Here is a 12,411-nt window from a genome sequence, read left to right as displayed (position 1 = left end):
TTATACCTCTGCCTCATCAATATTTTTAATAGTTTCATCAAAGTTTTCAGGTAAATCTGCTGGATTGAGACCTCTTTCCAAATACTTTGAGAATTTTGCTGCAACTTCTTCAGCATCTAAGGATTCAGCATAATTTGCAACATGTTCTCCTCTGATACGTTCATCTTCAGGGAAAATGAAATCACCGTGAGGAACATCTAAACCCGCATCAACAGCACCTTTAAGAGCTGCAAATACTTTAGACCCTTTGATAGGAGATTTTAAACCAATATCTAATATTGCATTTTCAACACCATTAGCTAAAGCTCTTTTAGCGCAAAGGTATCCGGTTAAATAAAATGCAGAGATGTTGTTAGTGTGTCCTTTGTATCCAAATCCAGCTAATTGTTTACTAACTGCAGAAGCAAGAGTGATGTCTCCTTCTGGAGCATAATCAATTACTTGAACAGTTGCATGAGCGTTAGAAACTCTAACAACTAAACGAGATTTTTCATAATCAACTAATTTTAATCTAGCTGCATAATCAGTTTTTCCTTCTCTTCTTCTTCTGAAAGCAACTTTATAGTTAGTTCCTTGTGCCATGTTTAGTCATCTCCTTTAATCAAATCATGGTCACGGGCGTAGTTTCTCATGTAAGATTTACTTCTAAATGCGCCACCCTTAGCCATTTTATATAATTTACGATAGGTAGTTGCATCAATTACTTCTTCTTCACGCATTTCTTTAAGATCTTTTCTTAAAGCTCTGATAGTAGTCATCCATGCTTTTTTCTTAGGTGTACGTGCTTTTTTAGCCCCTTTAATACTACCTCTACCTTTTCTTTTACCTTTTGCTTTTTGTTCTTTAATTTTTTTAGATCTGTAGCTACTATTACCTTTTTTAGGTTTTGCTTTAATAGCTCCATCATTTATTAACTGCTTTACTCCTTCTCTAGTAATCGCCATGGATACTTCTTCTAACCTTTCAGGATCAATCCATACACGATTAAGCCCTACTTTGAGTATACTAGCAGCCAATCTTTTTTGAGTTGTAAGATTCATGTATATAATCCTCCATTTCAGCATAGCTGATAAATTTAGACAATATCTAAATTCCCTTTTTATTTTTAATTTAAATAGTCAAATCAATTCATTAAAAACCCCGGAATTGACCCGACTTATAAATATGAATAATTTATTTGTTTAAAACCTTAATTCCGAGTTCTGATGCTTTTTCTAACATCAAAGCTTTTTTCCTTTTACCGATAGAAGCGCTTATTCTTGCAGCATCAGTTGCTGGGTCTAAGTCTTCTAATTCTTTTAAATTATGAACAAGAACATCGTTGTACCCTGAAGGGTGTAAGTCCCTTATAGCTCTAGGGGTTCTGTAACCAATAGCTGGCATGTCAGGTTTTCCTGCTTCATATCTTCTCATTTTACTGGTTTTACCTCTAGGGCGTCTCCATTTGATTCCTAGTTTTTTATAACGAGCATATTCTTGTCTTTTAAATCTTTTGTTAGCCATTTAAATCACCAAATTTATTCCTTGCTAGTTAAATATATTCCGTCTTGGAATACTCTAGGATCTCTTCCTTTAATTTTAGTCGCTTGTTCTAAGTTAGCCATAGTCTGACCAACATGTTCCTTATTGATACCTGTAATTGTTACCTCATCACCTTTTACTGCCACTTGAGCAGAACCTACTATTTTAGCAGTTCTTGGGTGTCTTTCCCCGAGGAAGTTGTCGATTAAAACAGTATCTTTTTGAACTTTCACATTCATTGGAAAGTGAGCGTATACAATTTTCATATGATATTCAAAACCATCGGTTACACCGGTAATCATATTGTTAATGTGTGCTCTGGTTGTTCCAATCATTGCTTTATCTTTCTTTTTAGGAAATGCAGTTTCTAAAACAACTACATCATTTTCTTCTTTAATACTTACATTAGGATAAGTAAATTTTCTGGAGTCTTCTCCATTAGGTCCTTTTACAGAAACCTCATTATTTTCAATTATAACTTCAACGCCTTCAGGGATTTCGATTTCTTCCCTTATAGCTGCAGCTACTACCATTTTATCACCTAATACATGTAAGCCAACAAACGTCCGCCAATTCCTCTTTCCTTAGCCTCATAGTGAGTCATAATTCCTTCAGGAGTTGTGACAATTAAAATACCAAAGTTTTTTGCTGGCAAATATCTTTTTTCAAATTTCTCAAATTCATCTTTCTTAACAGCATGACGAGGTTTGATTACACCACATTTGTTAATATTACCTATTAACTCAACAGTGAATTTACCTGCTCTGTTGTCATCAATATATTCAAAATTACCAATATAATTCTCTTTTTGCATAGTGCTTAAAACTTGCCCAATTAATTTGGAAGCAGGAGAAATAACACAAGAGTCATTTACTTGTAATTCGTTATTTCTGATATTAGTTAAAGCATCAGCAAGAGGATCCATAAGACTCATATTTAAAACCTCTAATTATATTTTTTAAATCCAATTTTAGGGGCAATTTCCCTAAAACATTGTCTGCATAAGTTTAATCCATATCTACTAATCATAGCAGAATGGTCTCCGCAACGACTACATTTTTTTGCAGCTTTTCCGTATTTTCTTGGCAAAATATCACCTTATTCAGTTACATAATTAACTTTGAAGTTTTCTTCCATAAATTTCATAGTTTCTTCTTTAGAAATTCTATGTTTTTGAGGAACTTTCTTTTGTCTGATTTTTCTTTTAGCAATCCTGTAACCTGGTTTTTCAAAAGTAACAGAAACGTTCATACCGAAGATACCGATATCAGGGTTATATCTCATACCAGGGATATCAATATGTTCTCTGATACCAAAAGAAAGGTTTCCTTGTGCATCAAATTGAGTAGGTCTAATATTTCTACTAATACCTTCTAAAACCATATCAATAGCTTTATCAGCTTTTTCACCACGTAAAGTTAATTTACATGCAATTGGTTGTTTTTTCCTAATACCCCATTCAGGATTAGTTACTTTAGAGAAAGTTTTCACAGGAGTTTGGTCAAACATTTCTTCTAAAAGAGTGATTGCACGGGATAATTTTTCACCAGCTTCACCAACACCAATGCTGATTGTAGCTTTTTCGATACGTACTTCGTTCATTGGGTTCATTTATTAACCTCCAATAAAGATATTGCTGGAGCATCGCTACCAACTACAAATGCATAATCTTTTAAAGTTAAAAATTCATCTTTTGAACTATTTTCAATAATAATAGTATTTGGATTAGAAGATTTATTTTCAATAATTTCACTTACGGTACCTAATTCACCGGTGTGTTTACCACCAGTAACAAGAACAGTAGCTCCTTCTTGTAAAGGATAAACTTCAGCAATTTCTTGTTCAGGCACTTTTAAAGAAATAACATCTCCAACAGAGTAATCGTCTTCATCAAGGATTACGTTTTTACCATCGTGAAGGTTTAATTGAGTTTTTCCACCTTTAATGGTAGATTTATCAACAATTTTGGATAGTTTTGCACTATTATCATCGATTAAATCTAATTGCAATCTGCCTTTTCTATCTAAAAGAACTCTATAAGATTCCTCAGTTTTTGGAATTTCAATAATGTCCATAAAACCAATTGGGAATTTATAATCTTTTACTACTCTTCCATCAACTAAAACATTACCAGAGTTAATGATTCTTTTTGCTTCTCTAGAATTATCAGCTAATTTTAATACATCTCTAATAACTAAAGTTAATGGAATTGAATCATTAATGGAATGAGAACCTGCAGAAGGTTTTACAGTCCAGGTGTCTTCTTTAGGATGAATAGGCCAAGATTTTGGTGCTTTATATCTTTTAAGATGTTTTCTAGATCCCATTTTAGCCATATTAATTGTCTCCTTTATTTTTAATTCTTCTATCGTCTTTTAAATCTGCATCAATAATCACTAAGTTAGATGGGTCAACTGGGAGAAATGTAGCAGTTCCATCAGGTTTTGATAAAGTAACTTCATCAATGGTTACTTTGTAAGAACCATAATCAACAGTAAGAACTTCTCCTTCATGTCCTTTGAAATCTCCACGGACAACTCTAACTTTATCTCCTGTTCTTACAGGCAAAGATCTTTTGCCCACTTTTTCTCTTAAATCTTCACTTAAAGAAGCACTTAGATATTTTCCACGTGCATGAGCAGGAGCATTATAAAGAGCTTTTCTTTGTTTTCTTGGTTGTTTTGACATTTTTTCACCTATACTAAAATACTTGCTGCACTACCAACACTAGGCCATCTGTCAGCTGCTTCTTTAGCAACAGGACCTCTAATTTCGGATCCTTTTAAAATTCCTTCAGGAGTAATAATAACAGCCGCATTATCTTCAAATTTAACACGAAGACCATCAGCACGTCTATATTCCTTTTTTTGTCTAATTACAACTGCGTTTACAACTTCTCTTCTCATATCAGCAGTTCCTTTTTTAACAGAAGCAACAACTAAATCTCCAACACCAGCAACGTCGAGTCTTCTTCTTACACCTTTAAATCCTTTTACGGAAATAATTTCGATTTCACGTGCACCGGTATTGTCTACACATTGGAGGGTTGCTCCAATTGGTAATGCTTTAGATACACTTGAGGTTAATGGTTTCATTTAATTACTCTCCTTTAACTTCTACTAAAACAAAATGTTTAGTTTTACTTAATGGTCTGCATTCTGCAACTTTTACAGAATCACCAACATTCACATTTAAACAATCTGGCTTGTGAACATTGATTTTAGATTTTCTCTTTTCATATCTTTCATATTTTTTAATGAATTTATAGTAACTACGTTCAACAGTAATAGTCCTTTCTGCCTTGTTACTTACAACAACACCTTCAAGAACTTGACCCCTTACAGGTAAAGTTCCATGGAAAGGGCAGTTAGGATCATCACATGTAGTTTCAGGTTCTTGAACATTAAGCCCAACCATATTATCACCATATTTAAATTTTTTTAAATCTTTTTTTTATTCTATCTTCAGGACGAATAGACAAAATATCCCCATTAATTTCAACTTTTTCCCCGTTTGGAAGTTCAAACAAAAACATTGAACCTCTCTTTGGAATAATTTTTTCGCAATTATTCTCATCTTCTATTTTAATGGTATTTTTTGTCTCATCAATGATAGTTCCGTTCAAATTAAGAGACTTATTCTTCACATTAGTAGCATGAACATTCAAACCAATGAATTCATGATGAACTAAATTATTTGAAGTAATCATAATCCCAATCTCTTAACATAACATTTACAATAAATCATGCAGAAAAATTACAAAATTTTATTGAATATATATCGAATAGATGAGTTTATCTCCTTTTTTTATTGTTCTTCTTGGATTCACGAATTTCGATAGTATCAGATGAAAAACCCAATTCGGACAAAACTTCTTTGACCCTTACTTTATGGTCACCTTGAAGTTCTATTTGTCCGTTTTTAGCAGTTCCTCCGCAAGCACATTTTGCTTTAAGAGTTTTTGTGAGTTCTTTGATATCGATATCGTGTTCATCTATACCTTCGATAATAGTCATGAGTTTTCCGAATCTTCTTCTAACTGTAAAAACTTTTAGAGTTTGAACTTCACGTGCAATTTCTTCACAAACACAAAGTTCTTCAGGAAGCCCACATACATCACAGATTTTTGACATTTAATTCTCCTTCTGTTTTTCATTCAATATTGTAAGAACACGAGCAATTGTTCTTTTTAATTCTCTAATTTTTCCAGGGTTTTCAACAACCCCGGCAGCTGCACTTTTAGAAACATTTTTGGATAATTCAGTTCTGAGTTCAACTAATTTATCTTGAATCTCATCAACTTCCATGTCCCAAATTTCTTTACTTCTTAAAATCGCCATTGTTCCAACTCTTTTAGATAATTAAATTTCATATTTAACTATCATCTTCTTCTACTTCTTCAGTAGATTCTTCTTCAACAACTTCTTCTAATTCTTCGAGATCTTCAACTTCCTCGATGATTTCCTCTTCGATGATTTCTTCAGTTTCAACATCGATTTCTTCATCTTCTACAATTTCACCATCTTCTTCAATGGTTACTTTTGGAGGAAGGATTTCGACTGAATCAGGCAATACAGTTTCTGGAGGCATAATTCTTACATAGATACCTAAAACACCAGGTTTTAATTGAACTGTAGCAAATCCTTCTTCTACTAATCTGATTGAAGGTTCACCACATTTTTTAATGTATCCTTCAACGAATTTAGCTACAGCAGATCTAGAACCTCTGATTTTACCAGAAATAGTTACTTCTACACCTTGAGCACCAGCGCCCATAATTCTACGAATAGTGGAATAAGCAACTCTTCTGAAATGCATACCTCTTTGTAACATGTTAGCTATTTTATAAGCCATGATTTTTGGATTAAGTTCAGGAACTTCAACCTCTTTAACTTCAATTTGAGGATTGTCTAAACCAAATTCGTTTTTAAGAGTGTTGGTAATAGTTCTTACGTTTTTTCCACCTCTACCAATAACCATACCAGGTCTTTCTGCATAAACAACGACCATGGTACCTAAAGGTGTAATTTGAACTTCCATACCACCGTATCCAGCTCTTTCGAGTTCTTTTTCTAAATATTCGTCAATTCTGGTTCTTCTAAGGCCCTCTGTGACAAAATCTTTTTCTATCATTAGTTAGCCTCCTGTAATACAATTTGAATATGAGTAGTAGGTGTGTTAAACGGAGTCATTCTACCGAATGCCCTTGGGATGTAACCCGGAATAACAATACCTCTGTGACTTGAAATATGTTCAATGAATAATTTTTCAGTGTCTAATCCTTTGTATTCTGCATTAGCTTCAGCATTTTCTAAAACTTTTAAAATTTGTTCTGCAGCTTTAACAGGATATCTTCCGGAAGGCCATCCTTCTTGTCCTTTTCTGTGACCAACTTTCTTGTTGTGTCTTTTGAAAGGAACAGCTTTTTTCATATCAATAACATCTTCTAAGTAAGCTTTAGCTTTTCCTACTTCCATTCCTCTAATTGCTCTGCAAATCTCAACACTGTGTTTTGGAGAAATCTTAAGAGATTTTGCCATAGCACGTGCAGTTTTTGCTTCATCTACATCATTATTATAAGCATATTTGTTAGCCATGTTCTAATCTCCTTATTTAAGTGGTACAAACATGGATGATCTTGTAGCACCCATACCTGGGTCTCCGTGTTGAACTTTTTTCCTAGTTGGTGCATATTCACCAAAGTAATGACCAATCATTTCTGGTGCAATAGTTACTTCAACAAAGTTTTGACCATCATAAATACCGAAAGTGGTTCCAACCATTTCAGGTATAACAATCATGTCTCTACAATGGGTCCTAATTACAACAGGACGACCATCTTTAGTTCCTTCTTTATTCAATTTTCTCATTTTATCCAAAACAATTTGTTGTCTTGGTAAGAATCCTCTCTTTAAAGATCTTCTTTGTCTTGCAGGGAATAATTCCATTACTTCCTCTAAAGACATTGCTTGTAATTCTTCAAGAGTATAACCTTTATATTTAAATACTTTTCTTGCCAATGAAACACCCTCTATCTATCTTTTTAAACCTGTTCTCTTAGCTGCAATTGAACCAACTTTTCTTCCTGGTGGTGCATGTCTTGAAACAGTGGTTGGACGACCAGGATGTTGTCTGTTACCTCCCCCGTGAGGGTGATCTACAGCGTTCATCGCTACTCCTCTTACAGTCATGAATTTCTTACCTTTAGCTTTATAAGCATGCCATTTTTTACCAGCTTTAAGGAATGGTTTATCTTTTCTTCCTCCACCAGCTACTACACCAATACTAGCACGGCAGTTAGGATTTAAGTATTTTAATTCCCCTGATGGTAATTCAACAACAGTTTGGTTAGCATCATGAGTAACAACATTAGCATAAGTTCCAGAAGATCTTACAAAACGACCTCCATCTCCAGGAGTGTTTTCAATATCATAGATTGGAGTACCTTCAGGAATTTCAGCAAGCGGTAATGTGTTACCGAATTTGATAGGTGCAGAAATACCACATTCAATTTCATCATCAATTTGAATGCTTTCAGGTGCTAAGATAAATTTCTTTTCACCATTTTCGAATTTTACTTCTGCAATAGGAGCGGTTCTTGCTGGGTCATGTACAATGTCAATGACTTTACCTTTAATACTACCTTCTTTTTCTAATGCATCGTAAGATCTGTATCTAATTTTATCTTTAAAACGATGAGAAGCAACACGGTGTGCAGGAGTTCCTCTACCTCTTCTTTGATGAATTAATCGTTTTCCCATTCAAATTCCTCCTTAGAATACTCCTATTCTGACAGCGAGTTCTTCTGCCATTTCTTCTTCGACAAGTTTAATGTATGCTACTTTTTCACCACGAGGAGAAATATGAGTATTGACTTTTGCTACTTTTTCACCATATAAGTCTTCAAAAGCTCTTTTGATTTGAGTTTTGTTAGCTTTACGATTAACGACAAAAGTAATTTCATTATTCAAATCGATTAAATTCATGGTTTTTTCAGTAACATGAGGTTTAATAATAATTGAGTATGAATCCATAATAATCACCTATTTTTCCAAATTATTGGAATAAACCTCCTAACTTTTCAACAGCTGATTTAGTGTAAACAGTGAGTCTTCCTGCATGAGTACCTGGTGCTAATAATTCAGCATTTAAGTTTTCAACAACCACAACATCTACACCAGCGTGGTTTCTTGCACCTAAAGAAATACCCTTATCCTCACCAACTACAACAAGAGGTCCTTTTACTTTTTTGTATTTTCTTCCTCTAGTTTTACCTCTACCAGCTCTGATTCTTTTTCCTTCTTTAGCACGGATGACATCATCATAAACTCCTAAATTCTCAAATATTTCACGAGATTGTTTAGCAGTTTTTACAGCTTCGATTTCATCTTCAACAATAATAGGAACTTGTTCTAAATCGTCCACTATGTGTCCTCTGTTTTCAACAATTTCCTTATTGGTAGTTGCTGCAACAGCAGACCTGATAGCGAATCTCCTTTCTTTTATGTTGATTTTTTCATGATGATTTTTCTCAGCTCTAGTAGGATGTGCTTGTCTACCACCAATAGCCATTGGTACGAAAGCTGCTTTAGAACCATTTTTAATCCTAGGTACTCTTGCAGTACCTCTACCTGAACCCCATCCTTTAGCGGAAGTTCTTTTACCTGCCATCGGGTCGTTACCCCATGGTTGTACTCTAGCGGATTGTGCTGAAAGTACAGCTCTTTTGATTAAATCTGGCCTATATACTTCATCAAAAATAGCTGGAAGTTCAATTTCTTCTTTTACTTCCCCATTAATAGAATAAACGTTTACCTTCATGATTATACCCCTTGTTTAGATTTTGTACTTATGTAATTAATTTGAGGTATATCCTCAGCTTTATTATTAGGTCTGATAGGTTGTCTTAAAATTACTAATCTTTTAGAAGGACCTGGAAGAGAACCTTTCACTAAGACATAATCGTTTTTAACAACACCATATTTTACAAATCCACCATCTGGGTTGATTTGATCAACTTCATCAGCTGATGCAATTTTTAGAATTCTTTTGTTGAATTCAGTTCTTTTATGGTAACCCATTTGACCTGCTTGTGCAACAGTCCACATGGTTCTTCTTGGTGTCCAAGGTCCAATAGAACCTACGTGTCTACCTTTACCTGCTCTAACAGCTTTACCATATTGAATTCTAATTCCCCATCTTTTAACTACACCTTGGAATCCTTTTCCTTTTGTAGTTGCAATAGCATCAACAAATTCTCCTTCATTGAAGATTTCACTAGCTTTTACTTCATTACCTAATAATTCTAATGCGGTATTCAATTTCTCTTCAGGATTTGCTCCTCCAATTCCACATTCAAATATGTCAGGTTTTTTCTTAGGTACGCTAGTTACTTTTGGATTGGTGTGTACTAAAACCCTAATTTCTTCTGTGTTTTCTAATGCACCTTGTATTCTTGCAATAGCTTCAGATTTATTGTATTCTTTAGGAAGGGAAATCTTCCTTGAGAGTTCTTGATCTAAATTGTCTGCAAGTACTTCGGTGATTACTTTCAAACCACGAGAAGTTTTTTCATAAGCTCTAATTCCCATCACTACGACCGGAGGCACTTCCAATACGGTAACTGGAGTGAAAACATCCATACCATTAGTTGGAGAGTTTTTATCATTATCGGTGACTAAAGCATGAGTCATACCGACTTTGTAACCTGCGAGGCCGAGTAATTTTGGTTCATCAATTTGAGGCCAAGATTTTACTCTAGGGGTTTCTTTAGCTGCTCTTTTCCTTGGACTAAAAGCAACAGACCCTTTTCTTGGCTGGTGATGTCTTACCATTTAATTTAACCTCCTTATTAATATTTTTTTCCTTATTTTTTAGTTATATTCAATTTTTTTAATCTAATAGCTAAACAAATAGCTATCATACAAGTTGATAAGAATTATACAAAGCATAATCTCATCGAAATAATAAATAGCTGTAAAAACAATTACAACTAGATAAATATTAAATTTCAATATATCCTATTGAGTTTTTGTCAATTGAAGCACAATAAAGAATATATCCAATGTATAAATCATTCTGCGCTAAGTTTATTTTTAGGTGAGTCCTAAAAACATTAATGTATAAAAAGTTGAGCAAGTTATCTATTAGCGTGATAAGACTAATAAATCAAAGAGAATTAAAATCTCATAAAGTTAAATAAAGAAAGTGTAGCGACAACTGCCTCTTCAGTCCTAACAGTTTCAGTTCCTTGATTTGGAATTGTATTTACTTTAAATAAATCCCAATTCGCATTAGAAACATCTTCTTCGATTGAAGAATAAGGGCCACCAAATAAAATAGCAATACTTTTACATTCATCTACTTTATGTTTTAATTCATCAAAAATAGAATCAATATAATCTCCATATCTTGTAGTTTCAACAACAAGATCAGGTTTAATTAATTTTAAGCTATTTTTAAGACTCTTATTAGAGGACATTACATTATATCCCCAGTAAACGTCATCTGGTTTATCAGGTGTGACTATTACTTCTTTCTTAGCAATCTTAGTTATCTTAAAGTCAAAAATTCTTTTAACAGTAAGTTGCTCTTTACAGAATGCAAGTTTATCCATACCTATATCAACATAAGTCCCTTTCTTATTTCTTTTAACAGTGAATCCTTGCCTATAATCACCGACGTCAGGTTGATCATTGACAGGATGATGAGGAGTCCTAAGTGGTGGAAGAATTCCAACGTGCTTTAATTCCGGCATTATAGGAAATGCTTTCTTCCTCAAATATTGAGGAGTGTTCATATATTCCAAAACTTCAGCAATAAAATCTCCATCAAGTTCTCCATCTTCATTTTTGTCATGATTATCATTATAAATAATCACGTTATCTGCTTGAAAAATAGCTAAAGCTCTTCCTAAAATCCCAACTTTATAAGTACGAATTTTAAGGTCTTTAGACTCAGAAAGAAACGAATTCGGAATAAATATAGATAGCTCATCTTTATACATTACCTTACATTATGTAAACTAAAGTATATAAAGATTACCCTACATTTATATAGCTATCACTAAATAGACTTACACATTTACAAAATATTATATCAGTTATAATATCCGTAGCTCTTTTTATGCTACCAACTTTTTTATACTCAGAGAATATATTAATATAAAATCTGTAATAACCACTATATAAAGGTATTGTTTTATAATATAAAAAAATAAAAAAATAAGATTTATTCAAAATTTAAAAATCTAATAATGCCCTAAACACAATAACATCAACATTTTGAATTTCTTTAGAGTGAAACTCATATATTTTTGGAATTGGAAAATTGTATCTGAAAATATGGGTAATATCCAAACCATTGTCCTTGTAAAAATTAATTAAGAAGTCCTCTGTTGATGCCATATGAAATGAATACAAGACCTTAGGGTCCATTCCAATCGCTTTTGTAACAAAATTCAAGTCTTCACCATGCCTTGCATTTTTTTGAGATCCAAAAGGGGGATTTTGAATAACTGTATCCACATCAAAAGAGTTATCAAATTGATTTATGTCATTTAAACAGAATTTTACATTGGGAAGTTTAAATTCATCTGATGTTTTTTTAGCCAAATCAATAGAATCCCCATCGACATCCACCCCGCAGGATAAATTAGCGCCCATCAATCCACAACCGATTGTAAAAATCCCGCTACCGCAACCCAAATCCAAAATATTCTTATTTTCAATGTCTCCTAATGATGAGGCATTCCAAATCAAATCGGATGCAATATTTGAAGGTGTGGCATACTGTTCAAGACCCACTTTCGGCTTAGGGTGGGGCGGAACAGATTGAAGTCTCATTTCCAAATGTTTTTTCCTTGTAATTTTTTTCATAAAATCAACATAT

23 protein-coding genes are annotated in these 12,411 nt (G+C 33.5%); all 23 read right to left on the bottom strand.

Going from position 1 to position 12,411, the window contains the following annotated elements; all coding sequences use genetic code 11:
• Positions 1–582: a 50S ribosomal protein L18 gene (locus IJE64_RS08455; RefSeq protein WP_292784721.1), complete on the bottom strand. Its 582-nt coding sequence runs from the start codon at positions 580–582 to the stop codon at positions 1–3.
• A 2-nt stretch (positions 583–584) separates the two neighbouring features.
• Positions 585–1,040: a 50S ribosomal protein L19e gene (locus IJE64_RS08450; protein WP_292784718.1), complete on the bottom strand. Its 456-nt coding sequence runs from the start codon at positions 1,038–1,040 to the stop codon at positions 585–587.
• A gap of 133 nt (positions 1,041–1,173) precedes the next feature.
• Entirely contained in the window at positions 1,174–1,503 is a 330-nt protein-coding gene (locus tag IJE64_RS08445) for a 50S ribosomal protein L32e (RefSeq protein WP_292784715.1), read from the bottom strand.
• A gap of 14 nt (positions 1,504–1,517) precedes the next feature.
• On the bottom strand, positions 1,518–2,054 hold the full coding sequence (locus IJE64_RS08440; RefSeq protein WP_292784713.1) for a 50S ribosomal protein L6: 537 nt from the start codon (positions 2,052–2,054) through the stop codon (positions 1,518–1,520).
• Between the two features lie 8 nt (positions 2,055–2,062).
• Positions 2,063–2,455, bottom strand: a complete 393-nt coding sequence (locus IJE64_RS08435) for a 30S ribosomal protein S8 (RefSeq protein ID WP_292784711.1) — start codon at positions 2,453–2,455, stop codon at positions 2,063–2,065.
• A gap of 11 nt (positions 2,456–2,466) precedes the next feature.
• Positions 2,467–2,610: a 30S ribosomal protein S14 gene (locus tag IJE64_RS08430; RefSeq protein WP_069574686.1), complete on the bottom strand. Its 144-nt coding sequence runs from the start codon at positions 2,608–2,610 to the stop codon at positions 2,467–2,469.
• Positions 2,611–2,619: 9 nt separating this feature from the next.
• A complete protein-coding gene (locus tag IJE64_RS08425; protein ID WP_292784709.1) occupies positions 2,620–3,132 on the bottom strand; it encodes a 50S ribosomal protein L5 in 513 nt (170 codons plus the stop codon).
• A complete protein-coding gene (locus tag IJE64_RS08420) occupies positions 3,129–3,857 on the bottom strand; it encodes a 30S ribosomal protein S4e (protein ID WP_292784707.1) in 729 nt (242 codons plus the stop codon). The genes IJE64_RS08425 and IJE64_RS08420 overlap by 4 nt, the downstream gene beginning before the upstream one ends.
• A 1-nt stretch (position 3,858) precedes the next feature.
• Positions 3,859–4,209, bottom strand: a complete 351-nt coding sequence (rplX, locus tag IJE64_RS08415; protein ID WP_292784705.1) for a 50S ribosomal protein L24 — start codon at positions 4,207–4,209, stop codon at positions 3,859–3,861.
• A gap of 8 nt (positions 4,210–4,217) precedes the next feature.
• Positions 4,218–4,616: a 50S ribosomal protein L14 gene (locus IJE64_RS08410; RefSeq protein ID WP_292746869.1), complete on the bottom strand. Its 399-nt coding sequence runs from the start codon at positions 4,614–4,616 to the stop codon at positions 4,218–4,220.
• A 4-nt stretch (positions 4,617–4,620) separates the two neighbouring features.
• Positions 4,621–4,938, bottom strand: coding sequence for a 30S ribosomal protein S17 (locus IJE64_RS08405; protein WP_292784702.1), 318 nt, complete (start codon positions 4,936–4,938; stop codon positions 4,621–4,623).
• Between the two features lie 13 nt (positions 4,939–4,951).
• A complete protein-coding gene (rnp1, locus tag IJE64_RS08400) occupies positions 4,952–5,230 on the bottom strand; it encodes a ribonuclease P protein component 1 (protein WP_292784699.1) in 279 nt (92 codons plus the stop codon).
• An 85-nt stretch (positions 5,231–5,315) separates the two neighbouring features.
• Positions 5,316–5,654: a stress response translation initiation inhibitor YciH gene (yciH, locus tag IJE64_RS08395; protein ID WP_292746878.1), complete on the bottom strand. Its 339-nt coding sequence runs from the start codon at positions 5,652–5,654 to the stop codon at positions 5,316–5,318.
• Positions 5,655–5,861: a 50S ribosomal protein L29 gene (gene rpmC / locus IJE64_RS08390; RefSeq protein WP_116591334.1), complete on the bottom strand. Its 207-nt coding sequence runs from the start codon at positions 5,859–5,861 to the stop codon at positions 5,655–5,657. It abuts the gene before it with no gap.
• A 34-nt stretch (positions 5,862–5,895) separates the two neighbouring features.
• Positions 5,896–6,654 (bottom strand): 30S ribosomal protein S3, encoded by a 759-nt coding sequence (locus IJE64_RS08385; protein ID WP_292784696.1) that lies wholly within the window; start codon positions 6,652–6,654, stop codon positions 5,896–5,898.
• Positions 6,654–7,118 (bottom strand): 50S ribosomal protein L22, encoded by a 465-nt coding sequence (locus IJE64_RS08380; protein WP_292784693.1) that lies wholly within the window; start codon positions 7,116–7,118, stop codon positions 6,654–6,656. The genes IJE64_RS08385 and IJE64_RS08380 overlap by 1 nt, the downstream gene beginning before the upstream one ends.
• Before the next feature lie 12 nt (positions 7,119–7,130).
• On the bottom strand, positions 7,131–7,541 hold the full coding sequence (gene rpsS, locus IJE64_RS08375) for a 30S ribosomal protein S19 (RefSeq protein WP_292784690.1): 411 nt from the start codon (positions 7,539–7,541) through the stop codon (positions 7,131–7,133).
• Between the two features lie 15 nt (positions 7,542–7,556).
• Positions 7,557–8,282: a 50S ribosomal protein L2 gene (locus IJE64_RS08370; protein WP_292740357.1), complete on the bottom strand. Its 726-nt coding sequence runs from the start codon at positions 8,280–8,282 to the stop codon at positions 7,557–7,559.
• Positions 8,283–8,294: 12 nt separating this feature from the next.
• Positions 8,295–8,555 carry a 50S ribosomal protein L23 gene (locus IJE64_RS08365; protein ID WP_292784687.1) on the bottom strand — a complete coding sequence of 87 codons (261 nt, stop codon included), beginning with the start codon at positions 8,553–8,555 and terminating at the stop codon, positions 8,295–8,297.
• 22 nt (positions 8,556–8,577) lie between these two features.
• Complete coding sequence (gene rpl4p, locus IJE64_RS08360; RefSeq protein ID WP_292784684.1) at positions 8,578–9,342, bottom strand: 50S ribosomal protein L4; 765 nt, start codon at positions 9,340–9,342, stop codon at positions 8,578–8,580.
• A gap of 2 nt (positions 9,343–9,344) precedes the next feature.
• Positions 9,345–10,355, bottom strand: a complete 1,011-nt coding sequence (rpl3p, locus tag IJE64_RS08355; RefSeq protein WP_292784681.1) for a 50S ribosomal protein L3 — start codon at positions 10,353–10,355, stop codon at positions 9,345–9,347.
• 344 nt (positions 10,356–10,699) lie between these two features.
• Positions 10,700–11,527 (bottom strand): putative RNA uridine N3 methyltransferase, encoded by an 828-nt coding sequence (locus IJE64_RS08350; protein ID WP_292784678.1) that lies wholly within the window; start codon positions 11,525–11,527, stop codon positions 10,700–10,702.
• Positions 11,528–11,762: 235 nt separating this feature from the next.
• Complete coding sequence (locus IJE64_RS08345; protein ID WP_292784675.1) at positions 11,763–12,398, bottom strand: METTL5 family protein; 636 nt, start codon at positions 12,396–12,398, stop codon at positions 11,763–11,765.
• Positions 12,399–12,411 lie beyond the last annotated feature (13 nt).

It is taken from the genome of Methanobrevibacter sp., from assembly GCF_017409525.1.
In the GTDB taxonomy this organism is placed as follows: Archaea; Methanobacteriota; Methanobacteria; order Methanobacteriales; family Methanobacteriaceae; genus Methanocatella.
The sequence above is the reverse complement of the archived record's forward strand: the minus strand, read 5'-3'. Positions and strand labels throughout refer to the sequence as shown.

Bases quoted from the DNA above. Each gene is read 5' to 3' on its own strand.
- IJE64_RS08455 (WP_292784721.1), bottom strand. From the start codon at position 582: ATGGCACAAGGAACTAACTATAAAGTTGCTTTCAGAAGAAGAAGAGAA.
- IJE64_RS08450 (WP_292784718.1), bottom strand. From the start codon at position 1,040: ATGAATCTTACAACTCAAAAAAGATTGGCTGCTAGTATACTCAAAGTA.
- IJE64_RS08445 (WP_292784715.1), bottom strand. From the start codon at position 1,503: ATGGCTAACAAAAGATTTAAAAGACAAGAATATGCTCGTTATAAAAAA.
- IJE64_RS08440 (WP_292784713.1), bottom strand. From the start codon at position 2,054: ATGGTAGTAGCTGCAGCTATAAGGGAAGAAATCGAAATCCCTGAAGGC.
- IJE64_RS08435 (WP_292784711.1), bottom strand. From the start codon at position 2,455: ATGAGTCTTATGGATCCTCTTGCTGATGCTTTAACTAATATCAGAAAT.
- IJE64_RS08425 (WP_292784709.1), bottom strand. From the start codon at position 3,132: ATGAACCCAATGAACGAAGTACGTATCGAAAAAGCTACAATCAGCATT.
- IJE64_RS08420 (WP_292784707.1), bottom strand. From the start codon at position 3,857: ATGGCTAAAATGGGATCTAGAAAACATCTTAAAAGATATAAAGCACCA.
- rplX (WP_292784705.1), bottom strand. From the start codon at position 4,209: ATGTCAAAACAACCAAGAAAACAAAGAAAAGCTCTTTATAATGCTCCT.
- IJE64_RS08410 (WP_292746869.1), bottom strand. From the start codon at position 4,616: ATGAAACCATTAACCTCAAGTGTATCTAAAGCATTACCAATTGGAGCA.
- IJE64_RS08405 (WP_292784702.1), bottom strand. From the start codon at position 4,938: ATGGTTGGGCTTAATGTTCAAGAACCTGAAACTACATGTGATGATCCT.
- rnp1 (WP_292784699.1), bottom strand. From the start codon at position 5,230: ATGATTACTTCAAATAATTTAGTTCATCATGAATTCATTGGTTTGAAT.
- yciH (WP_292746878.1), bottom strand. From the start codon at position 5,654: ATGTCAAAAATCTGTGATGTATGTGGGCTTCCTGAAGAACTTTGTGTT.
- rpmC (WP_116591334.1), bottom strand. From the start codon at position 5,861: ATGGCGATTTTAAGAAGTAAAGAAATTTGGGACATGGAAGTTGATGAG.
- IJE64_RS08385 (WP_292784696.1), bottom strand. From the start codon at position 6,654: ATGATAGAAAAAGATTTTGTCACAGAGGGCCTTAGAAGAACCAGAATT.
- IJE64_RS08380 (WP_292784693.1), bottom strand. From the start codon at position 7,118: ATGGCTAACAAATATGCTTATAATAATGATGTAGATGAAGCAAAAACT.
- IJE64_RS08370 (WP_292740357.1), bottom strand. From the start codon at position 8,282: ATGGGAAAACGATTAATTCATCAAAGAAGAGGTAGAGGAACTCCTGCA.
- IJE64_RS08365 (WP_292784687.1), bottom strand. From the start codon at position 8,555: ATGGATTCATACTCAATTATTATTAAACCTCATGTTACTGAAAAAACC.
- rpl4p (WP_292784684.1), bottom strand. From the start codon at position 9,342: ATGAAGGTAAACGTTTATTCTATTAATGGGGAAGTAAAAGAAGAAATT.
- rpl3p (WP_292784681.1), bottom strand. From the start codon at position 10,355: ATGGTAAGACATCACCAGCCAAGAAAAGGGTCTGTTGCTTTTAGTCCA.
- IJE64_RS08350 (WP_292784678.1), bottom strand. From the start codon at position 11,527: ATGTATAAAGATGAGCTATCTATATTTATTCCGAATTCGTTTCTTTCT.
- IJE64_RS08345 (WP_292784675.1), bottom strand. From the start codon at position 12,398: ATGAAAAAAATTACAAGGAAAAAACATTTGGAAATGAGACTTCAATCT.